Consider the following 21,719-nt stretch of genomic DNA (forward strand, 5'->3'; position numbering starts at 1 on the left):
CCAACCCGCTGCGGATGGGGACGCAGCGGGTTGGCCGAGCGCAAGTCGTAATGGCAGGTATTACTGCGCAATAGTCTTGATCGACACCCCTCGCGCCACCGGCGTAGACCGCCCATAAATATCCTCGAACCGCTCGATATCGTCTTCACCCAGGTAGCTGCCCGACTGCACCTCGATGATTTCCAGCGGGATCTTGCCCGGGTTGCGCAGGCGGTGCACCGAGGCGATCGGGATGTAGGTCGACTGGTTCTCGGTCAGCAGGAACACGTTTTCGTCACAGGTGACTTCAGCGGTGCCCGAGACGACGATCCAGTGTTCGGCGCGGTGGTGGTGCATCTGCAAGGACAGGCAGGCACCCGGCTTGACCGAGATGTGCTTGACCTGGAAGCGTCCGCCCATGTCTACCGAATCGTAGGAGCCCCACGGGCGATAGACTTCGCAGTGGTTCTGGGTTTCGCTGCGGCCTTGCGCGTTCAAGGTGTTGACCAGCTGTTTGACGCCCTGAACCTTGTCCTTGTGGGCAATCATCATGGCGTCCTTGGTTTCCACGACCACGATATTGTCGAGGCCGATCACTGACACCAGCTTGCCATTGCCGTGAATCATGCAATTGCGGCTGTCCTGCACCACCACGTCGCCCTTGGTCACGTTGCCGTTGTGGTCCTTTTCGTTGACATCCCACAGCGACGACCAGCAGCCCACATCGCTCCAGCCGGCGCTCAGCGGCACCACGCAGGCGCGCTGGGTCTTTTCCATCACGGCGTAGTCGATGGAGTTGTCCGGGCAGCAGGCGAAACTGGCTTCGTCGATCTCGATGTTGTCATCGTCATGCTTGCTGCGTTCCAGGGTCAGCATGCAGGTGTCATAGATGTCCGCGTCGTGCTTTTTCAGCTCTTCGAGGAAACGGCTGGCGCGGAACAGGAACATGCCGCTGTTCCAGAAGTAGCCACCGGTCTGGACGAATTCGGTGGCGCGTTTCACATCCGGCTTCTCGACGAACTGGGCCACCCGGCTGACACCCTCGGGCAGCAGGGCATCGTTGCTCGACTTGATGTAGCCGTAACCGGTCTCCGGCTTCGTCGCTGGCACGCCGAACAGCACCATCTCACCGCGCTCGGCCGCTACAGTGGCCAGAGCGAGGGCGCGTTGCAGGGCTTTCTGGTCGTCGATCACATGGTCGGCTGGCAGCACCAGCATCAACTCGTCACGTCCTTCGTTGAGCAGTTTCATCGCGGTGATGGCCACGGCGGGCGCGGTGTTGCGGCCGAAGGGTTCCATCAGGATGCCCTGGGTTTCCAGCTTCAGATTGGCCAGTTGCTCGTTGACGATGAAGCGGTGGTCCTTGTTGCAGACCACGATGGGCGCGTCCATGCCTTCGAATACCAGGCGCGCGAGGGTCTGCTGGAACAGCGTGTGCTCGCCGGTCAGGGCCAGGAACTGTTTGGGAAATTGCTTGCGCGACAGGGGCCAGAGACGGGAGCCGCTACCACCGGAAAGAATGACTGGGATCATGGGGTTTCTCCTGAAAAATTCGAATAGGGTGAGTTAGCGGGTGGACACTGGGCGCTTGACCCAGACCGGGGACAGGCTGCTGCCGGTGCCTGTCACATAGAGCACCGCCGCTTCGCCGCGCTCGAGGGCAACCGGCTTGAGGTCGCTGACCTTGGTGTCGCCGGCATACAGCGCCAGGCTGACTTTCACCGGGTTGATTTCACGCTCGCCACGGCCCTTGGCAGCCACGTCCTTGACCACGTCGGTCTTGCCGTCGGCGGTCTTGAGCGTCAGCGCCTTGTCGCTGAGGTTCTGCACGCGCACCAGGGATTTCTGCTTGTTCTTGAACGGCGGCTCTTCGACCAGTTGTGGTTGACCACCGGCATTGTTGACCAGGGTGTAGTAGTGGTCGGAAGCCAGCTTCACCGGCAAGGTCTGGCTGCCGACCTTGGCGCTGTAGTCGCCCTGGGGCATGAAGCTGAAGTCGCTGCTGGCCTGCGGTGCTACGTCGTTGAGGGTGGCGGTGCCGACACTGGCGCTCACGGCTTGGTTGCCGGCGTTGTAGATGCGCACGAAGGTCGAACCCTTCGGTGCGGTCGGGCCGTAGAGCGCGGCATCGGCACCGGCCCAGGCTTGCAGCGAGAGCAGACTGAGGCCGGCGGCCAGGGCGCAGGCTTTGGCAATACGGTTTTTCGCGGTAAGACGGGTGTGCAAGGTCATGTTCGTTTCCTCTCAGTTTTGCGTCCGATTGGACGACAGGGCCAGGTCTTGATTGGCGTTACGGGTTTTCTTCAGTTGTGCGATCCACTGCGGGTCGAACTCGCTGAGGTCGCTTTTCATTGGCAGATAACGTTCGGGGAACTCCCAGATCAGCACCTGGGGCGGCGAATTCTTGAAGGCGTCGGTTTGCAGGTACTTGAGCATCGGCAGCAGCGGGCCGTGGCCGTTCTCGGCGTAATTGACCACGTCGCTGGCGAGGGCCTGCTGCAGGGCGCCGACGAAGTTCCAGTTAGGGTTGGCGCTGTAACTGGTGCCGATCAGGGCGACTGGAATTTCGTTGTCGGCAAACAGTGCATCACCGCTGTCCGCATTGGCTTCGGCGGCCCGGGTAGTGCGCTGCTGCAGGTTGTCCGGTGCCGGCAGCAGATCGCTGAACAACGGATCGAGCGGCAGGAAGCTGGTCAAGTCGCCTTTGTAAGGGGTGCTCTGTTGGGCTTCGGTCACGAAGTGCTGTGGTTCTCCGCTCAGCGGCATGAGTTCTGCGATGGCCTGGCCCAGGTGCTGCGCCACCACTTCTGCGCCCATCGGAGTCCAGTGGGTGTCGGTGCGCAGGAAGACCTGGCCTCGGTCTTTGGCCTGTTGCAGCGGTGTCAGCAGGTCGGGGGCGAAAATCCCGGCCTGACGGGCCTGGGCATGGAACTCCTGATACAGGTCGGTGTGCAGGGTGGCAGGCACCTGCTCGCCAATGTATTCCGGATACAGGCGGGCCTTGGCCGGCACGATCGCCAGCACCAGTTGCACGCCATGTTGCTTGAGGGTGTCGAGTACGCCCTGGATCAGAGCCACGTTCTCTTGCTCGAACTGATCGCTGCCGGCGATGGGTTTGAATTCCTCATCGCTGAACAGCCACTGGTCGCGACCGAGCACCACGCCCGGACGACCTTCGTTGAACAGTTTGAAATCCAGCGCGGCCCAGAGGTTGGTGCCCAGGCGCTTGATCGGGAATTCGTCGTCGTAATGGGTCTCGACGGCCTTGGCCCAGCGGCCATTGAGCAGCGTGGCGTCGCTGTTGGTGTTGAAGCCCATGAAGCTGCGCAGGGACCAGGCCCCCAGGCACAGCAGCATGGCCAGGAACAGCGCGATATAGAGGATGCGTAATGAGCGGGTCATGGTCGGCGCCCTCAGAACTGGAAGTAAAGGAACGGCGAGAAGCTCTGCGCCGAAAGTTTGAGAATCGAGGCCACGAACAACAGCAGCACCAGCGCACGGCTGGCATACAGCGACCAGTCGATGGCGATGGCGTTGCCCTGCTGTACGTCGACAGCAATGGCGACCGGTTGGGGCTGCTGGTTGCGGTAGAAATCACGCAGGCCGAAGAACGCCAGGGTGGCGTAGGCCACAATCAGGGTGGCGACTTGCAGGCCGGTCAGGCTGGCGCGGTTGAGTTCGGACAATTGCCAGTCGCTGAAACTGAACATGGCACCGTACATACGCCCGGCCACGTGCAGGTTCTCGGCACGGAAGATCACCCAGCCCATCACCACCAGCAGGAAGGTCAGCGCCCAACGCACGAGATTGAAACGGCGCGGCGTGGTGTTGATGCCCAAGGCTTTCTCGATGGCCAGCCACGTGCCATGCCAGGCGCCCCAGACGATGTAGGTGATGTTCGCGCCATGCCACAGCCCGCCCAGCAACATGGTCAGGAACAGGTTGCGATAAGTGATCAGGGTGCCTTTGCGGTTACCGCCCAAGGTGATGTACAGGTAGTCGCGCAGCCAGGTGGACAGGCTGATGTGCCAGCGCCGCCAGAACTCGGTGATCGACTGGCTGATGTACGGCTGCTTGAAGTTTTCCATGAAGCGGAAACCCATCATCAGACCCAGGCCGATGGCCATGTCGCTGTAGCCGGAGAAGTCGAAGTACAGCTGCGCGGTGTAGGCCAGGGCGCCGAGCCAGGCGTCACCGGTAGTCGGGTTCTGCAGGGCGAAGCAATGGTCGGCGACCACCGCCAGGGTGTCGGCGATGAAAACTTTCTTGATGAAACCCTGCATGAACCGTGTGGCACCTTCACTGAACTTGTCCAGGGTATGGGTGCGGTTGTTGAACTGGTCGGCCAGGTCGCGAAAGCGCAGCACGGGGCCGGCGATCAGGTGCGGGAAGATCGCGACGAAGGCGGCAAAGTCGATCAGGTTGCGCGTGGCCGGGGTATCGCCGCGGTACACGTCGATGATGTAGCTGATCGACTCGAAGATGTAGAACGAGATCCCGATCGGCAGCAGCACGTGGGTCAGGATGAAAGGTTCCAGCCCGAACGAGGTCATGATGGCGTTGAGGCTGTCGACGCCGAAGTTGGCGTACTTGAAATAGCCGAGGATGCCCAGGTCCACGGCCACGCCAAGCAGCAGCCAGCGCTGGGCGGGCTTGCTGCGAACGCCGGCAGCGCCGACTTTCAGGCCGATCCAGTAGTTCCACAGGGTGACGGCGGCGAACAGCGCGAGGAAGTCCACCCGCCACCAGGCGTAGAACACGTAGCTGGCAACCAGCAACAGCAGATTGCGATAGCGTTGCCCGCTCAGGTAGTACAAGCCGAGAAAGACCGGCAAGAACAGGAACAGGAACACGTTGGATGAAAACACCATCCCGATCTCTCCTTGTTATTCAACAGTCGAGGGCAAAGCCCCCCCAAACCCCCCAAGAAATTAGGGAGAGTTGTATTGCATGCCGCTCTTGTGGGAGCCGGCTTGCCGGCGATCGGGCCAACGCGGTCCGTCAGTCAAATCGCATCGCTGGCAAGCCAGCTCCCACAGGGTCAGCTCCCACAGGATTAGGTGCCGCGTTTTTCATGCGCCGGGTCGTAGACCCTGGTCAGGTCTCCACCCAACCGAAAGCTCTTGAACGGCTGCATCCCACGCTTGCGCTTGATCACCTCCGGGCTGCAGGCATAAAGGCTGCACCACGGCTCAAGCCAGGCGTACTTGCTGTCGATCTTCAGGTCAGTCATGTCCTGCTTCTCGCCGTTTTTGCTCTTGAACGCACTCGGGTCCCTGGTTCCCGCCAGCACCCGGTCGCCCAGCCGTTTCAGCGCACCGTTGTTCTCCGGGCGCAGGTCGACACCGTTGGCCTGGGCGAAGCTGGCGATCATCGCCAGTGGCGGCAGGGCGTAGTTGTGGTAAGCCAGGGCGCGCTGCTTGCGCTTGAGCTCGTTGGGCAGGAAGCCCTGATCGTCGACCTGGCCGGCACCGATGCGGTATTCCTTCACGGCCCAGTCGAACAAGTCCTGGCGATCGGTCACCACGGCCGTGGACATCACCGACCAGGCCGCCCAGTACGAGTGGTTGTTGACCTGCTCTAGCGGCAGATTGCTCCAGTCGCTGACCACCTGGTCGCCCAGCTTGCCGAACCAGTTCTCGATCAATTCGGCTTCCTGCTGATGTGCGGCCAACGGGTGCGAATTGGAGAACTTCAGGTGCAACCAGGCCGAAGACAGGCTGCCCAGTGCCCATTTGCGCATGGACTTGCCGGTGTGGTTGAACTCGGTGCTGGTCAGCGCATCGGCGCGCGCCCAACTGCTCAGCCAGTCCAGCGTACAGTCCAGTTGTTCCGGGCGGCCGTCGCGCATGTATTGCATGACCTGCTTGCTCACCCCGCGCTCGAGGGTGGTGATGTCGGCGGTCGATTCGCGGAAGGCTTTTTCCGATTCCAGGTTCAGGGTCGCCCGCGCCTGGTCGGAGCCTTCGTACTTGCTGCGAAACACCAGCTTGCCGGTGTAGGGCGTGGGTACGGCGTCGCATTTGAAGGCGCTTTTGCCGGTCTTCAGTTTTTCGATGCCGGCGTAGTACCCCTGTGGTGGCACCAGCGTGGCGGCCTGCGCCGCCGGGCCGAACAGCGCCAGGCCGAACAGGGCCGGCGTGGCCAGTTTTCGAGCGGTGTTTTTCAAAGTCTGCATAAGTACCTCACAGCCCGGCTTGCGCGTTGTGTCGCGCGACGCCAGGGAACACGTTGCGTTTGCACACTTTCGCTTCGACTTTCTGCGGCGCGGTTCCGGCTTCGGGGCCCTGGACTTCCACGGCCAACAGGTTCTGCGCGGCCCAGTCCTCGTCGTCGCGCAGCTCAAAGGCGAAGCGCCCGTCGGTTTCCGCTGTAGTCGGCTTTTCGATCTTCACGTTTTCGTGGCGGCCGTTCATGTACCAGAGGGTCGCCTGCAGGGTTTTCACCGACTTGTCTTCGAACTGGATGTCGATCTGGTGGCTGCCGTTGTCGAGGTTCTTGATGTCGCCGGTCTTGCCATTGACCATCACCTCATTGCTGCCTGGCTTGAGCGAAGTGCTGGCGCTAAGCTGCGCCGGCTTGCCTTCGCAGCCGTTGTCGAGCAGGGCCATCATCTGCCGGTAGATGGTTTCCTGGTCCAGGCGATACAGCGGCGAGAATTCCCAGATCAGGATCTTCGGTGGCTTTTTCTGGAAGTCTTCGCTGCCCAGGTACTGCAGCATCGAGCCTTCCAGGCCGCCGCCGGGGAAGGCGACGTTGAGCACGTCGGCGCCGATGTATTGCTCCAGGAAACCGGCAAAGTTGTAGTTCTTGCCGCTATGGCTGGTGCCGACCAGGGTGATCTGCGGGTTACCGGCATCGCCGAACAGGTCGTCACCGCCACTTTCGCCCTTGGGCTCGGTGACGAACTGGTCCATGTACTGGATGGCATAGCTGGTGCCGCACAGCTGCCCGGCGACGGTGTGCAGGGTGCCGGTCTTGCCCATGCGTCCCGACTTGTGGGTCTCGAATTCGCGCTTGGTAACCTCGGCGAAAGCCGGCACCTGCTTGACCTTCTCGGCCACGATCTTCGCTGCGCGCTCGGCGCCATATGGCGTCCAGTGCTGGTCGCCACGGAAGTAGAAATCATGGCCTTGCTCGGCCAGCGGCAGTTGCTCGTTGGTCAGCGGCGACAGGTCGGGCACCCAGTAGCCCATCTTGCTGAAGCGGGCGAGCATGGTCTGGTAGTTCTTCAAGGCCTTGTCGTAGTTGAAGGCAGCCTTGTCGGCAGGCGCCAGCTTGTTGCGATTGACCAGCCCGCGGGTCGGTTGATAGACCACCACCAGCTCCACGCCCTTGGCCTTGAACGCATCGTGCAGTTGCTGCAGGCGCCGGTAGCCTTCGGGTGTGGTATCGAACTCGGTGCGCAGGTCTTCGCGGGTACGGAACAGCCAGTCGCCTTCAGCCTGCACCAGGGTGGTGAAGTTCTGCTGATAGCGCGTGGTGTAACGGCTGGCGTCGTGGGCTTCGGGGCAGAGGTTGCAGCAGGGTTCTGCGCTGAAGGACGGTGCCTGCACGTCACCGGCACGGGCGATGCCGCTGGCAGCCAGCATGGCAGCGGCCAGGCCCGAGAGGCTAAGTAGCTTGATCATTTGTGGATGCATAAAAATACCTTCCTCAGTCCCGCATTTCGGTCTGGCGTTCGACAGGGTCGATCAACACGGCTTTGCGCTGGCGCACCATCAGGTCGAGGATCTCGTCCTGACGCTCGCCCAGCACGCCGGAGAAACTGATACCGTTGGATTTGCTCGGTGCCAGCATGGAGACCCGATACAGCTCGACGCTCAGCGGCGAGTCGATCGACAGCGGGCCGCTGCCGTTGGCGGCCAGTTCACCGCCGACCAGGATCAGCGATACCTTGGTGTCGAAGGGGTCCAGGGCGATGTCGCGATCGGTGTCGGTGAGGTCCTTGATGTGCCCGTAGACGCCCACCAGCCCGTTGGCCATGGCGATGTTTTCGTACAGGCGGATGTTCACGCTGTTACGCACGCGGATGCCATGACGACGGTTGTTGATCACCCGGTTGCCCCAGATCAGGTTGTCGCCACTCTCGTAGAGGGTGATACCGTCGGTGTGGTTCTGGTAGATCTCGTTGTAGGCGATCAGGTTATTGACGCTGTTACGGTCAATCACGATGCCCGAGAGGTTGTTGTCGTAGGTGCGGTTGTTGAAGATCCAGCTGTCGTTGACCTCACGGGAAATGATGATGCCGTGCTTCTTTTTGGTCCCGTGGACGGTGTTCTCGGCAATGATCAGGCGGTGCGAACGGTCGTGCGGGTCAATGCCATAGACGATGTTGTCGCGGTAGGTATTGCCCTTGAGCACGAAGTCCTGGGTTTCATAGCAGTAGAAGCCGTACCACATGTCCGTGAACTCGGAACCGATGATCCAGCCGGTTGGCTCGCTGCGTCCCATGGCCTTGGCCATGTTCGGGGTGTACTGGGAAATACTGACACCGTAGGACTTACTCTTGGCATAGCCGAAGCTGGCCATCTTGCTGTTGACCACATAGGTCTCGGTGCCGCCCCAGGACAGCAGGAACGGGCGGAACTCCTTGGGCGAGCGGAAGGTGGCCGGGCCGTTGTCCTTCTCGCGCCAGGCGGTGACTTTGGTGTCGGTGACAAACAGCTTGCCGTCGTTGACCAGGAACGAACCGCTTTCCTGGGACAGGCGCAACTCGCGGGTCTGCTTGTCGATCTCGAGGATACCCTTGCGTCCGACCACGATCGGCAGGCGAGCGAGGAACACACCCGGCTCGGTTTCACTGAAGTATTGTTTGGGCAGGGTCTTGCTCAGGTCCTTGAGATTGACATGGCCGTCTTCGATGAAGATCGCCTGCGGGATGCCATGCTGACGTGCCACCCATTCGGCCATCTTGTTGTCGCCACCGATGAACTCCTTCAGGGTGTCTTCCTGCAGCATGCGCCGCACCTGGACCTTGCCCTTGTGGCTGCGATCGATCCTGGCCTGCACGGCTTCGGCGGTGTAACCGGTGAGGTCCGGCAACACCGGTTTGTCCAGGTGCAGCGGTTCGATCGGCGCACTGGTAACGGTATAGGTCTTGGCCTGTTGCAAACCCTTGGCCACCGAGACCTGTGCCTCGGTGTTGGCCAGCGCGACACTGCTGGCCAGCAGCAGGGCCGTGGCCAGCAGGCCTCGGCTGCTGTGCTGTCGAATGTTCATCTCATCGCTCCCTTGGCGTCTTGCATCAGAAGCGCCAGATCACGTCGACAAAGGCGCGGTGCATGTACGAATCCGCTTCCTTGCCGTAAGCGTCGCCGGGCTTGAACACCCCGCCGCGCAAACGTACCAGCGCCGACGGTTCGTCGATCGACTGGCTCAGGGAAGCGGGCAGCAGGCCTTGCTTGAAGTACTTGGTGACCACCAGATCCATTTCCTGGCCCAGGTCGTTCTCGCCCTGGATCAGTTGACGGTTGATGCCGTTGTCGTCGACCACGGCATTGATACCGCTGCCGGCGATGTTCTGGTCGCCGTCGACGCGCCAGAACTTGTGGTAGATCAGGCTGGCGTCGTAGTCGTCGCGTAGCTGCCAGGAGGTGAACAGCGTCGCGGCCTGCAGGTTGCCGAGCTCGCCCTGAAAGGCTTCGCCGAAACGGTGTATGCGTGAGCGGGTGCCGGTGAAGTTGGAGCGGTTGCTCTCAAGGCCGGTCTGCTCGTAGTTGCTCGAGCCGTCGTCGCCGCCACCGCCGCTGCCACGGGCATAGGCGGCACCGACCTGCCAGTTCGGGTCCAGGCGCAGGCGGATGCCGAGGTCGGTTGCCCAGGCATTGACGTCGCCGCTCTGCTGGCCGGTGGCGATTTCTGTGCCATTGATCGTGGTGGTGTTGAGCGAGTCGCGGTTGCCGGTCAGCCAGGTCACGCTGCCCCAGTAATTGAGGGTGTTCTGGTTGTGGTAGTTGTAGGCGTCGCTGTTGGCTTCCAGGCCCAGCCAGGTGAGGTCGCCGGTCTGCGTCTTGTCATTCACATCGACGACTTCGCCGGGGTTGGCCAGGTGGCCGCTGTCATCGCTGTGGTGGGCACGCAGGCCGACCCAATGGCCTGGTTGCCACTGGGTCGCGACATCGCCGTAAACATGCACGCGATCCTTGTCATCGGGGGCCAGTTCGGTCAGGTCGGTGCGGTATTCGCTGAAGCGCTCGGCCACGCCCAGGTTGGCGCGCAGCAGGGTGGTGTCGAAGGTCCAGTTGAGGGCTTCGATGTTGGTGTCGCGCCACATGCCGTCATCGTTGTGCAGGCGCTGGCGGCCGAACTTCAATTGCTCGCCAGGGTAGGGAGTCAGGCCGCTGTAGCCGATCCAGAACTCGCGCATGGCCAGGTAGCTCTTGTCCCGCTCGCGGCCGTTGTCGCTGTTGCTGGCCAGTTCGTCGGCGGTATCGGTGGGCTGCTGCAGGGTATCGGTTTCGATGATGTCGGTGGCGGTGACCGCCTGGCCCATGGCGAAGGCGCTCCAGTTGCCGCGTTCGCCGTAGACCCAGGGACGCAGGTCCAGGCCCACGCCATTGACGTCGCCGCCCGGGCGGGTGCCCAGGTCACGGTCGTCCTCGGATTGACCGGTGATTTTCACGTCGAGGCCGAAGTTCTTTTGCGCAGTCTCTGCCGCCAGGGTCGGGCACGACCAGATCAGGGCGAAGCTCAGGCCAATGCCGGCTTTCATCCAGGGATTGAGTTTCATAGGGAATCCTCACCGTCTTGTTCTTGCAGCGCGTGCAGTTGCAGGGCGTTCTGACCCTGGTTCAAAGAGCCGCGCATTTGCCGCTCCTGTTGCAACAGGCGCTGGGCCTGGGCACGTTGTGCCGGCGGCAGTTGTTCATTGAGTTGCTGGGCCAGCTCGGTGGCTTGTGGCGTGTTTTGCGCCAGCGCCAGTTGGCTGAAGACATAGGCGTTGACAGGGTCGGGCCTGGTCCCGCGCCCCTGGGAGAACAATTGCGCCAGGGCATAGTCGGCGCTGTTCTGGCCACCACGGGCGGCAGTCAGCAGGTGGTCGAGGGCCTTCTGCGGGTAGACCTCGCCCAGGTAGCCGCGACGGTACAGCTGGCCTAAGTAGTAGTGGGCATTGTTCTCGGTGGCGGCGGCCTTTTGCAGATGTTGCTCGGCCTGTTTGGCATCGGCCGGGAGCATCTTGCCGTCGTAGTAGAGCCGGCCCAGCAACAGTTCGGCGCGGGGCTGGTCGGCCGCACGGCCTTTGTCGATGTATTCCATCAACTTGTCGACATCGCCCAGTTCCGGGAAGTCGTAGAGCAATTGCGCCAGGCTGACCCAGGAGGCCGGATTGGCCGGAGCGACCTGCTCGAGCAACGCCTGGGCGGTTTTTTCATCGGTGTGACCGAGGGTGCTATCGCCCAATACGTGCGCCACGCTGTCGACCCGCGTAGCCGGGACCGCGCCGCGTTGGTAAGCACCTTGCAATTGCTTGATCAGTTCGCCTTGCTGGTCGGCCTGGCCGCGTTTCTGGTAGACGGTCGCCAGTTCCACGTAGCAAATGTCGGTACTGGCCAGCGCTGCCTTGCAGATGCGTTCGACTTCATCCAGATGCTGGTCGTAGGTCCCTTGGGTGCGGTACAGCAGCACTTGGGCCAGACCGGCTTCGGCATAGCCGGCGGCGCGCCACTGGTCGATCTTTTGCTGGGCGTTGACCTCGGGGAAGCTCTGCGGGTACTGCAGGTAGAGCATCGCCAACGGGATCAAGGTATTGCCCTCGCCATTGGCGAAGGCTTTGCTCAGCAAGGTTTCGGCTTCATGGCGCTCGGCTTCGCTGGCATCGGGTTTGGCCACCAGCAAGCGGCCCAGACGCGCCTGGGCCCTTGGCGAGGTGTCGACGGCAGCACGATAGGTCGCTTCGGCAGCCTTGATCTGCGCCGGGTCGCGGGTGCCGATCTGGATATCGGCAAGGCCCACCTGGGCATCGCTGTAGCCCAGGTCCGCCAACTGACGGTAATTGCGTTCGGCCAGCGCCGTGTCACCGCGCTTGAGGGCTTCATTGGCCAGGCGTTGGTCGGGCAGGCCGGAGCAACCAGCCAACCCGATGGCAATCGCCAACACCGCGATCCTGTAGGAGCGGCGGTGCGACGACTCGACTTGCCCGCGATCGAGTGCAACGCACTCGCCAGCTTCACGCAATTTCACCGGCATATCCCCCGTCAAAGCCCACGCGCCACAGCTTTATCAATCAACCAATCCAGCGACGGCCCACGATCACTGCTGACCGCCACCGGCCGCCCGGAAAGCTCACTGCTCAAAGGCGCATCAGGCTTGATCTGCACCCGAATATCCGAAGACAGATCCGCGCTGTTCAGGCTCGCGCTGCTGACGATCTGCCCCTGCCGAACATCGTCTTCGCCGGCGACCTGGAACTTCACCCGCGCCCCTGGCTTGACGTCGTCGAACTGGCGATAGCTGAAGCGTGCGTCCACAGTGGCCTGGCTGTTGCGCGGCAGCAGTTGGAAGATCACCGCGCCCTTGCTGGCGTACTGGCCGTCATCGACCAGTTGCTGGGCCACGATGCAGTCGCACGGGCTGGTCAGGGTGCCGCTCAACTGCTTGCCGAACAGTTCCTCGACCTTGGCCGGTTGCAATTGCTGGTCATCCAGATGGCCCTTGAGCACGTCGAGCATGCTGGTACTGAACGAGGCCAGCGGCGCGCCCTTGGCGACTTCACCGTGAACCTCGACCAGGCGCTGCACCGTGCCGTCGCGCGGCATGGTGACGTTGATGCTCGGCATGCTGACGACGCCGGACTGGGCGTGGCTGACGAAGTACAGGCCGTAGACCGATTTGGCGATGAAGCCGAAGGCCGCGACACCGACCACGAAAACGCCCAGGCTGAAGGTCACGGCGCGCAGGCGACCGAATGCGCTCAGGCCGCTGCCGCCGTCCTTTTGCTTGCGCGCCTTGGTGAAGTTGTCGCGCTGCAGGGTGCTCAGCACATCGCCCATGGTCACCAACTCACCGGACAGGTGCGAGGTGATCAGGTGGCGCAGGGTGGCTATGTCGCGTTGCTCCAGGTTCTGGAACTGGCAACCGGTGCGGCCATTGCTCGGGTCGTACGAGCGCACCTGGAACTCCACATCCATGGCCAGGCCAAGGTTGTCGATCAGAAACTGCAGGCGGCCACGGTGCACGTCACCGACGCGCAGGGGGTGCTTGGCAAGGATGCAGAAGCCACCGGCCGAGAGGTCCTCGATCCGCGCTTCCAGGGTTTGACGGTCGGCTGCGATATAGCGCAGCTTGGCCGGAATCCGCACCCGGGCGTGTTGGCGCTGGGCTTCGGACTCATGCACGACATTGACGTTCACGGCTGTATTCATGTTGGTTTTCCTACTTGATCCAATCGGGTTCCGGCTCACACCACCACGAACAGCACAGCAATGAAGATGCTGGCCGCCGAGAAGGTCATGGTCCGGGAGGACCAGGTGTTGAACCATTGTTGAAAGCTCGCCAGGTCACGCTTGAGGGTGGTGGGCTGGCGCGTCCAGGACTGTTTGTCGAGGCGGAAGAAGACGTAGATCTTCATGATCGCCCCGACGATCTGGTTGTAATAAAGGATCAGCGGGTAGGCCGGGCCGATGTTGTGGCCGGAGCACAGCAGCAAAAAGGTCAGGATCAGGCGGGTGATGCCGATCCACAGCAGGTAGGCGAGCAGGTAAGCCGGACCGAACTTGAAGCTGGCGATCAGCGCGACCGTCAGACCCAACAGGCTGGTCCACATCGACACGCGTTGATCGAACAGCACCACGCTGGTGAACACGCCCAGGCGACGAATGCCCAGGCCCAGCGCCCGGGAGTTCTGCCGCAGGTTGTTGCCATACCAGCGGTACATCAATTTGCGACTGGCTTTTACGAAGCTCTTCTCCGGTGGGTGCTCGACGGTGTTGATCGCGGCATCGGGCACATAGAAGGTGTCGTAGCCCAGGCGCATCAGGCTGAACCAGCTGGACTTGTCGTCGCCGGTGAGGAACTTGAAACGCCCCAGGCGCCAGTGCATCAGCGAGTCGCTTTCCACGTCGGCGATGAACTCGGGGTTGGTCACCACCGAGGCACGGAACACCGACATGCGTCCGGTCATGGTCAGCACGCGCTTGGACAGGGCCATCGAGCACATGTTGATGTGGCGCTGGGCGAAACGCAGCTTGTGCCACTCGCTCATGATGTAGCCGCCGCGCACTTCACAGAATTCGTTGGTGGTCAGGCCGCCGACGTTGCCGAACAACTTGAACCAGGGCACGGTCTTGCGCACCACGCCTTCTTCGAGCACGGTGTCGCCATCAATGACCGCGACCACTGCGTTTTCGTCCGGCAGGTGACGGGAAATCGCACGGAAGCCATAGGCCAGGCCATCGCGCTTGCCGGTGCCGGCGATACGCACGAAGTCCAGCTTGACCCGGTCTGGCGGGTTGAGCTTGGCCCAGAGGCTTTTCACCAGCAGCTCGTCGGACATCTCCACCAGCGAACAGACCACGGTCGTGGGGAAGCCGCAGGCGATCGCCTCGCGAATCACCGAGCTGTAGACCTGGGCGGTGGTCAGCGCGTCGATGCGAAAGCTGGTGACCATCAGAAAGACATGGGACGGGTCAGCTGCCGCACCGAGCTTGCGCACTTTACGCCGCAGGAAGGGGTAGACCACGTAGAGAAACAGCATGCCGCGCACGAAGTGCGTGGCGCCCATGGAGTAACGCCAGATACCGATGGCGCCCACCAGGAAAATGAAATCTTTCGACTCGGGGTCGAAAATGGATTTGGGCAGCATCAGGGCGATTGCCATGAGCAGGCTCAAATAGAACAGCCAACCGGCGGCCTGAAGCAGGCCTTGCTTTAGCCTGTGCATGATCTGCATCCGTCTCGTTCTCGGGCAATTTGTAACGGGTCACGAAGCCCGAATTTGGTTAAGGCAGGCATAAGGTGTCGCGCGGGCCCGAAGGTCCCGCGCGGTGCAGCGATTACCAGCAGATGCCTTCGGTACGGTTGGCCGGGGAAGTGGCCTTGGTCATGAAGCCGACCAGGTCGATGACCTGTTTGCCTTCCGGCACGGCATCGGCGAGCGGACGGAACTTCTCGTCACGGTTGCCGAGAACGATCACGTCGGCGTTGTTGATGACCTGATCGAAGTCCGAATTGAGCAGCGACGAGACGTGGGGGATCTTCGACTCGATGTAATCCTTGTTCGCGCCGTGCATGCGCGCGTACTCGACGTTGCTGTCGTAGATGTTCAGGTCATAGCCCTTGCCGATCAGCATTTCCGCCAGCTCCACCAGCGGGCTTTCGCGCAGGTCGTCGGTGCCGGCCTTGAAGCTCAGGCCGAGCAGGGCGACCTTGCGTTTTTCATGGCTGGAGATGATGTCGAAGGCGTTCTGGACCTGGGATTCGTTGCTGCGCATCAGCGAGTTGAGCAACGGTGCTTCCACGTCCAGCGAGCCTGCACGGTAGGTCAGGGCGCGCACGTCCTTGGGCAGGCAGGAGCCGCCGAAGGCGAAGCCCGGGCGCATGTAGTACTGCGACAGGTTCAGGGCCTTGTCTTGGCAGACCACATCCATCACGACACGACCATCGACGCCGACGGCCTTGGCGATGTTGCCGATCTCGTTGGCGAAGGTGACCTTGGTCGCGTGCCAGACGTTGCAGGTGTACTTGATCATCTCGGCCACTTCGATGTCCTTGCGGATGATCGGTGCGTCGAGTTCCTCGTACAGCGATTGCAGAACATCGCCGCTGGCCTTGTCGAATTCGCCAATGACGGTCATCGGTGGGAAGTCGTAGTCCTTGATCGCAGTGCTTTCACGCAGGAACTCAGGGTTGACCGCGACGCCAAAGTCGACCCCGGCCTTCTTGCCCGAGCAGTCCTCGAGAATCGGGATGACCACGTTCTTCACGGTGCCCGGCAGCACGGTGCTGCGTACGACGATGGTGTGGCGGGTGTTTTTCTCACGCAGGACCAGACCGATCTCGCGGCACACCGACTCGATGTAGTTCAGTTCCAGGTCGCCGTTCTTCTTGCTCGGCGTACCGACGCAAATCATCGACAAGTCGGTGTCGCGAATGGCAGCGGAAAAATTGGTGGTACCGCGCAGGCGACCGCTCTTGATGCCCTGCTGCAGAAGTTCTTCCAGACCGGGTTCAACGATGGGCGATTTGCCATTGTTTATCAGGTCGATCTTGGTGTCGGAAATATCAACGCCAACGACGTCATGACCACGTGCAGACAAGCAACCGGCGCAGACTGCACCGACATAACCCAAACCAAAGATGCTGATACGCATCGCATTCACCTCATGTGTTTATCACGCCGGCTCAAACAATAAGAGCCAGACTGGATTAAATAGCCAGCAGTGTTCGGGCACGCGGAAGTATGACGGCTTAATGTCATAGTGCCGTGTGCAGGCATAATGGAATTCGAGTGCCTAAGTTGTTGCACTCAAGTTGGACGCAACTTGGCCGTATTGTAAGGGCGTGCCCTTTGATATGACCGGTCTTGATGGCAGAGCGCTATCCCGTCATGCAGTGCTTGTCTGTTCGCTGGCATAAAGCCATAAATTTCAATCACTAAGGCGCATGATCAGGTGCGGCTCAAAGACGCTGGCCTGGCCGTGTAGGGGATACTTTTGGTGCGTAATCTCCTGCGTTCAACTTTTAGGGGCTCGCTATGGCCCTGACCTTGAAGTGGCCTGACGTTACTCTCAGGGCCCCTCAGGTCGTGATGTAAGTTATCTCTCACAAGTCTCCAGAGAATCGTTACGGGGTGTATGAGCGGTCGCCATTGAAATTAGTTCCAAGGCCGTTTCGCGAAAGGTGAAGATTTTTTTAATAATTCGGTGACTTTGCGTGGTTTCAATTTGATGGCACTAGTGGGTTTTGCCCAATATATAAAGGAGTATTCCGGGGTGAGATATTTTTGTGCCAGTACCGAAAAAAAATTATTGAATTGGTGGTAAAAAAAACCATGGGCGCGCAAGTTTTAAATGGCCATCAATGATAGTCGTCTATTTATTGGCGTCAGTATTTTGTCGATTTTTGAGGGCGACGCGGAGCGTCTAGGCTGGGATTCCCACGCAGAGCGTGGGAACCAGAAGGCAAGGGGAGGGGGAATTACTCTTCGGGATGATCGCGCAAAAATACCAGGTTATCCGTTTTGGAAAGTTCAGCGCTGAAGCGATACCCCTGTACATCGAACTGCTTCAATTGTTCCGGATCGTTGATCCGCTCCTGAATGACAAACCGGCTCATCATGCCCCGCGCTTTCTTGGCGTAGAAGCTGATGATCTTGTACTGGCCGTTCTTCCAGTCGCGAAATTCGGTGTTGATGACCCGTGCATTCAGTGCCGGGCGCTTCACGGCAGAGAAGTATTCGGTGCTGGCCAGGTTGAGCAGGATGTCGTCGCCCTGCTCGGCGAGGGCTTCGTTGAGCCATTCGCTGATGCGCGTGCCCCAGAACGCATAGAGGTCCTTGCCGCGGGCATTGGCCAGTTTGGTGCCCATTTCCAGGCGGTAGGGCTGCATCAGGTCCAGCGGGCGCAACAGGCCATATAACCCCGAGAGCATGCGCAGGTGGTCCTGGGCATAGCTGAAGTCATCTTCGCCGAGGCTTTCGGCATCGAGGCCCGTGTAGACGTCGCCCTTGAAAGCGAGCAGGGCCTGTTTGGCGTTGGCGGGCGTGAACGCCGGCGTCCAGCTGCCGAAACGCGCAGCGTTGAGGCCGGCGAGTTTGTCGGACAGGTGCATCAGTTCGCTGATCTGCACCGGCGACAGCTCGCGCAGTTGCAGGATCAATTCCTGGGAGTGGTCCAGGTATTGCGGCTGGGTGTGCCGCGCGGTGACGGGCGGTGTTTCGAAATCGAGGGTTTTGGCTGGGGAAATCACCGTCAGCATGGGCAGGCTCCTTTAAGCATGGCGCGGATTTTAGGGGGGATGGGCTGTGATCTCCAGCTATGGTGGCGATAGATTGGGTTTAACCGGATGAATTGCGCTGGCCCGATCGCTGGCAAGCCAGCTCCCACAGGGTCCATCACAGCCAACAAAATTCTTGTGGGAGCTGGCTTGCCAGCGATGGGCGCAGCCCGCTTAATAGCGCACCGCGCATAACCGGAGACTTGCCTTGCGCATCGCCTTCCTATTGCTGACCACCTTGCTGTGCATCTCTGCCCAGGCCGCCCCACCGCCGCCCGTCGCTACGATCGACCGCAGCACCTGGCCGGAACAGCTGAACAGCCCCGCGTTGTTCGATGTGGCATCACGCGCCGAAATCCTGGCCTTTTCCCGGGAATTGCTGGCCAGCGAGGACCTGGACGAAGCCGCGTTGTCCCAGCGCCTGGGGCTCAAGCAGGTGAACCTGGTCTCGATCAATCACCTGCGCCAGCGTCTGTGGCAGCGCCTGTGGCAGAACTTCAACCTGGCCCAGCAGAGCTGCGAGCAGGATGCTTCGTTCTGCTATGCCATTGACGATTTGCCGGGCCTGCGTGAGCAGGTGGGCAAGTTCCAGGTGGCCGCCGACTCTTTCTATAAGCGTTGGGCCGAGCCGAGCCGCACGTTCCACGAGCGCTATCTGGACGAACTATTGCGCAAGGCTGCGCTGTTCCCGCAAATACCCAGCGAGATCGAGCGCTTCTCGGATCTGGAACGCAATGGCGACGAACTCAACGACCGTCTGTTCCTGCTGACTTTCGACGGCGGTCCAGGCCCTGTGGATGGCCACACCGATGCCCTGACCCAATACCTGCGGCGGCAGAAGCTGAGTGCCATGTTCTTTGTGCTGGGCAACAGCGTGCAGCAACGCCGCGACAAGACCTCGCTCAGCGATCTCCAGGCGTTATACAAAGGCCAGTGCGTCGGCGTACAGGGCTGGCAGTACCGATCCCACAACCAGTGGCGCGACTGGCAGGATTCGGTCCTTCGCAGCGTGGCCCAGGTGCAGGGAGATCTGCCGGACAACTTTGTTCCCCTGTTTCGCCCGCCTTATGGACAACGGCGTGCCGACAGCCAGGCCTTTTTCAGCAGCCAGCAATTACAGGTAGCACTGTGGGACATCGACTCGCAGGACGGCAATGGCCAATTGACCGCCGAACAGTCTGGCCAGCGGGTTCTGACCCTGATGTTGCTATGGCGGCGGGGTGTGATTGCGTTCCACGATGCCCAGCCCAAGGCGCAAACGGCAGTGCCCTGGCTACTGCAGCAGACGGCGCAAAGCGGGATCGGTTGGGAAGAATGCGAGGATTTTGCCAAGAGCCCCTGAATAGAGGGGTTTCGGACGATGGGGTAGGAATTTTCCCACGCCATTTTTGACGGGTTGAACTCTGACTGTAGCGGTGCTTTGCCCCCTCGCCAAGTGATTTTCATGCTTGCGAAAAATAAACTTCAAAAAAGCGTCAAAGTGCTTTTTTCTGTCATACGTTTAGCGGTATAGAGAAGACAGACCGCCGAACCCTGCAACACAGGTGGCGTCCTGACCGGCCCATTCTTTGTTCGCAGCCTCGATCCGTCACAAGCGGATCGTGAGGTAGGCGGCCACTTCGCGGCGCAGCACTGCTCTGGTATTGCGTCGCCTGGCTCCCACAAAGGTGACCGAGTATGGATGATCAAGGACGTACCGCTTCTTCCGACCAGCCTATCCTTTACGTGCTCGATACCAACGTACTGATACACGATCCAAACGCGTTGCTGAACTTCGAGGAGCACCATGTCACGATCCCGATGACGGTGCTGGAGGAACTCGACAAGCTCAAGGATGGCAAGCACTCCGTCGCTGCTGAATGCCGTCAGGCCATCCGCCTGATCGACCAGACACTGGGCGACGCCACGCCTGGCGATGTCGAACAAGGCGTACCGATTCAGCGTGGCAAGAGCGGCCCCAAGGGGCTGCTGTCGATACTCATGAGCCGCCGGACAGAGCCCAACAAGCTGTTGCCCGATAATCTCAACGACAACATCATCATCAACCAGTTGGTCGACCTGCACACCAGCAACCCGGACTTGAACGTGGTGCTGGTCACCAAAGACATCAATATGCGCCTCAAGGCGCGTGCCTGCGGGATCGAAGCCGAAGACTACAGCACCGACCAACTGGTCGATGACGTTTCCCTGCTGTCACGTGGATATCACAACGTCACCGGTTCCTTCTGGGACCGGGTCAGCACCGTCGATACCCGCCAGGACCATGGCCGCACCTGGCACCGGGTGCAGTTGATCGACAACCTGCCGGCCGTCCACATCAACGAATTCATCATCGATGAACAAGGCTTCGTCGGCTGGATCAAAGGGATCGAAGGCAAGGAACTGATACTGCTCGACCTGCACCAGGAACCCCTGCTGCACCAGGAAGCCTGGGGCCTGAAGCCACGGGACATCTACCAGAGCCTGGCCCTGTTCGCGCTGCTCGACCCGGATATCCACCTGGTCAACCTGTCGGGTGCGGCAGGTTCGGGCAAGACCATCCTGGCCCTGGCCGCGGCCATCGAGCAGACCATGGTCAGCAAACGCTACCGGCGTATTATCGCTACCCGTAGCGTGCAGGGCCTGGATCAGGAAATCGGTTTCCTGCCAGGGACCGAAGCCGAGAAAATGGAGCCATGGCTCGGCGCCATCACCGACAACCTCGAAGCCCTGCACATGGATGATGAAAGCACCCACGGCAGTGTCGACTACATCCTCAGCAAGGTGCCGCTGCAGTTCAAATCCCTGAACTACATTCGCGGTCGCAGTTTCCAGCAGAGCCTGATCCTGATCGACGAGTGCCAGAACCTTACGCCGCACCAGATGAAAACCATCATCACCCGTGCCGGCGCCGGTTCCAAAGTGATCTGCCTGGGTAACCTGGCGCAGATCGATACCCCTTACCTGTCCGCGACCAGCTCGGGCCTGACCTACCTGACCGAGCGCTTCAAGGACTTCCCCAACGGCGTGCACATCACCCTGCAAGGGGTGCCACGGTCGATCCTGGCCGAGTACGCCGAAGCCAACTTGTAACTTTCACCCAGACCGGGCGACCATAAGGTCGCCCGTTTTTTATTATGCGACGTAAAGGCCCGCGTCTCGATGCGTCAATCATGCGTAGCGACGCTGACCTGATACCAATTTATGTGTTTCTACCCTGCATGAGGCGAAAGCGGACGATAACCAAGCCTGCAGCGAAGTAGTGTCCTCCACTCAAGCGGACTCCGTGGCGCAGCCTACGCACTCATCGTCGCAACGTATTTCCTGCCCTATGGCAGATCTACACAACTGCGCCGTTTCTTGATTATAGGGGCTGCGAAAAATAAGCCTTGAAGGTTTCCTTTAGTATTGATTGAGCGTCCAATACCTCTCGGGTCGGCTTTGTCTGTGAGCTACTGAACATTTTTCGCGCCCAGCTGAAAAAGAACGGACCGTCAATAATACGATCGTTGTGTTCTGCTAGATATAATTTGGTCACGGATGCATACCTGGGGAAAATATGAAAGTGCAGCTCAGGGTTGAGCTCTGAAATACGCATTATGTATATTTTTTCAGGAACAAATAGCGTGTTTAGGGCTTGCTCCGCAAACGCTAAACCATTCATCAGTTCAGCACTTTCCGCCGAACTGAATTCCGCGAGTTTAGATGTTGTCCGTTGAAGTGAAATAATCATGTAGCCAGGAATTTCACAGTCAAGGCAGTGAGAGATTACGATGTGTTTCCCCGAATAAATTGTCATAGCGGACATGACTAACCTCCCATGTGCC

At 60.4% G+C, this 21,719-nt stretch carries 16 protein-coding genes; 2 read left to right on the forward strand and 14 right to left on the reverse strand.

The annotated features are described in order from the left end of the window. Positions 1–60: 60 nt before the first annotated feature. From F2S13_RS23840 to yaaA, 13 genes are all read right to left on the reverse strand, one after another. Entirely contained in the window at positions 61–1,512 is a 1,452-nt protein-coding gene (locus F2S13_RS23840; protein WP_166365483.1) for a mannose-1-phosphate guanylyltransferase/mannose-6-phosphate isomerase, read from the reverse strand. Between the two features lie 33 nt (positions 1,513–1,545). Continuing rightward, positions 1,546–2,211 carry an alginate O-acetyltransferase AlgF gene (locus tag F2S13_RS23845; RefSeq protein WP_166365485.1) on the reverse strand — a complete coding sequence of 222 codons (666 nt, stop codon included), beginning with the start codon at positions 2,209–2,211 and terminating at the stop codon, positions 1,546–1,548. Between the two features lie 12 nt (positions 2,212–2,223). Next, positions 2,224–3,381, reverse strand: a complete 1,158-nt coding sequence (locus F2S13_RS23850; protein WP_166365487.1) for an alginate O-acetyltransferase — start codon at positions 3,379–3,381, stop codon at positions 2,224–2,226. 11 nt (positions 3,382–3,392) lie between these two features. Further along, entirely contained in the window at positions 3,393–4,850 is a 1,458-nt protein-coding gene (locus tag F2S13_RS23855; protein ID WP_166365489.1) for an MBOAT family O-acyltransferase, read from the reverse strand. Between the two features lie 185 nt (positions 4,851–5,035). Continuing rightward, positions 5,036–6,157, reverse strand: coding sequence for a mannuronate-specific alginate lyase (locus F2S13_RS23860; protein WP_166365491.1), 1,122 nt, complete (start codon positions 6,155–6,157; stop codon positions 5,036–5,038). 7 nt (positions 6,158–6,164) lie between these two features. Continuing rightward, positions 6,165–7,622 (reverse strand): alginate O-acetyltransferase, encoded by a 1,458-nt coding sequence (locus tag F2S13_RS23865; protein WP_166365493.1) that lies wholly within the window; start codon positions 7,620–7,622, stop codon positions 6,165–6,167. Positions 7,623–7,635: 13 nt separating this feature from the next. Continuing rightward, complete coding sequence (algG, locus tag F2S13_RS23870; protein ID WP_166365495.1) at positions 7,636–9,201, reverse strand: mannuronan 5-epimerase AlgG; 1,566 nt, start codon at positions 9,199–9,201, stop codon at positions 7,636–7,638. Between the two features lie 25 nt (positions 9,202–9,226). After that, the gene (locus tag F2S13_RS23875; protein WP_166365497.1) at positions 9,227–10,711 is read right to left on the reverse strand and encodes an alginate export family protein; all 1,485 of its coding nucleotides are present in this window, start codon (positions 10,709–10,711) and stop codon (positions 9,227–9,229) included. Next, the gene (gene algK / locus F2S13_RS23880) at positions 10,708–12,084 is read right to left on the reverse strand and encodes an alginate biosynthesis TPR repeat lipoprotein AlgK (protein WP_425500244.1); all 1,377 of its coding nucleotides are present in this window, start codon (positions 12,082–12,084) and stop codon (positions 10,708–10,710) included. The genes F2S13_RS23875 and algK overlap by 4 nt, the downstream gene beginning before the upstream one ends. A 92-nt stretch (positions 12,085–12,176) precedes the next feature. Continuing rightward, a complete protein-coding gene (locus F2S13_RS23885) occupies positions 12,177–13,343 on the reverse strand; it encodes an alginate biosynthesis protein Alg44 (RefSeq protein ID WP_166365501.1) in 1,167 nt (388 codons plus the stop codon). Positions 13,344–13,378: 35 nt separating this feature from the next. Next, positions 13,379–14,860, reverse strand: coding sequence for a mannuronan synthase (alg8, locus tag F2S13_RS23890; RefSeq protein ID WP_425500243.1), 1,482 nt, complete (start codon positions 14,858–14,860; stop codon positions 13,379–13,381). 112 nt (positions 14,861–14,972) lie between these two features. After that, positions 14,973–16,289, reverse strand: coding sequence for a nucleotide sugar dehydrogenase (locus F2S13_RS23895; RefSeq protein WP_166365505.1), 1,317 nt, complete (start codon positions 16,287–16,289; stop codon positions 14,973–14,975). An 826-nt stretch (positions 16,290–17,115) separates the two neighbouring features. Continuing rightward, positions 17,116–17,895, reverse strand: a complete 780-nt coding sequence (gene yaaA, locus F2S13_RS23900; protein WP_166365507.1) for a peroxide stress protein YaaA — start codon at positions 17,893–17,895, stop codon at positions 17,116–17,118. Positions 17,896–18,121: 226 nt separating this feature from the next. On the opposite strand from yaaA, the gene F2S13_RS23905 reads away from it, so the two are divergent. Both F2S13_RS23905 and F2S13_RS23910 read left to right on the forward strand, forming a co-directional pair. Continuing rightward, positions 18,122–19,255, forward strand: a complete 1,134-nt coding sequence (locus F2S13_RS23905) for a polysaccharide deacetylase family protein (RefSeq protein ID WP_166365509.1) — start codon at positions 18,122–18,124, stop codon at positions 19,253–19,255. 335 nt (positions 19,256–19,590) lie between these two features. Further along, positions 19,591–20,985, forward strand: a complete 1,395-nt coding sequence (locus F2S13_RS23910; RefSeq protein WP_166365511.1) for a PhoH family protein — start codon at positions 19,591–19,593, stop codon at positions 20,983–20,985. A 271-nt stretch (positions 20,986–21,256) separates the two neighbouring features. Here F2S13_RS23910 and F2S13_RS23915 read toward each other — a convergent pair whose 3' ends face one another. Next, positions 21,257–21,700 (reverse strand): HIT family protein, encoded by a 444-nt coding sequence (locus tag F2S13_RS23915; protein ID WP_166365513.1) that lies wholly within the window; start codon positions 21,698–21,700, stop codon positions 21,257–21,259. Positions 21,701–21,719: the final 19 nt, after the last annotated feature.

This window comes from Pseudomonas akapageensis, from assembly GCF_011355085.1.
GTDB lineage: Bacteria > Pseudomonadota > Gammaproteobacteria > Pseudomonadales > Pseudomonadaceae > Aquipseudomonas > Aquipseudomonas akapageensis.

Excerpts from the sequence above, each read along its gene's own strand:
- F2S13_RS23840 (WP_166365483.1), bottom strand. The coding sequence starts at position 1,512 with ATGATCCCAGTCATTCTTTCCGGTGGTAGCGGCTCCCGTCTCTGGCCC.
- F2S13_RS23845 (WP_166365485.1), bottom strand. The coding sequence starts at position 2,211 with ATGACCTTGCACACCCGTCTTACCGCGAAAAACCGTATTGCCAAAGCC.
- F2S13_RS23850 (WP_166365487.1), bottom strand. The coding sequence starts at position 3,381 with ATGACCCGCTCATTACGCATCCTCTATATCGCGCTGTTCCTGGCCATG.
- F2S13_RS23855 (WP_166365489.1), bottom strand. The coding sequence starts at position 4,850 with ATGGTGTTTTCATCCAACGTGTTCCTGTTCCTGTTCTTGCCGGTCTTT.
- F2S13_RS23860 (WP_166365491.1), bottom strand. The coding sequence starts at position 6,157 with ATGCAGACTTTGAAAAACACCGCTCGAAAACTGGCCACGCCGGCCCTG.
- F2S13_RS23865 (WP_166365493.1), bottom strand. The coding sequence starts at position 7,622 with ATGCATCCACAAATGATCAAGCTACTTAGCCTCTCGGGCCTGGCCGCT.
- algG (WP_166365495.1), bottom strand. The coding sequence starts at position 9,201 with ATGAACATTCGACAGCACAGCAGCCGAGGCCTGCTGGCCACGGCCCTG.
- F2S13_RS23875 (WP_166365497.1), bottom strand. The coding sequence starts at position 10,711 with ATGAAACTCAATCCCTGGATGAAAGCCGGCATTGGCCTGAGCTTCGCC.
- F2S13_RS23885 (WP_166365501.1), bottom strand. The coding sequence starts at position 13,343 with ATGAATACAGCCGTGAACGTCAATGTCGTGCATGAGTCCGAAGCCCAG.
- alg8 (WP_425500243.1), bottom strand. The coding sequence starts at position 14,860 with ATGCACAGGCTAAAGCAAGGCCTGCTTCAGGCCGCCGGTTGGCTGTTC.
- F2S13_RS23895 (WP_166365505.1), bottom strand. The coding sequence starts at position 16,289 with ATGCGTATCAGCATCTTTGGTTTGGGTTATGTCGGTGCAGTCTGCGCC.
- yaaA (WP_166365507.1), bottom strand. The coding sequence starts at position 17,895 with ATGCTGACGGTGATTTCCCCAGCCAAAACCCTCGATTTCGAAACACCG.
- F2S13_RS23910 (WP_166365511.1), top strand. The coding sequence starts at position 19,591 with ATGGATGATCAAGGACGTACCGCTTCTTCCGACCAGCCTATCCTTTAC.
- F2S13_RS23915 (WP_166365513.1), bottom strand. The coding sequence starts at position 21,700 with ATGTCCGCTATGACAATTTATTCGGGGAAACACATCGTAATCTCTCAC.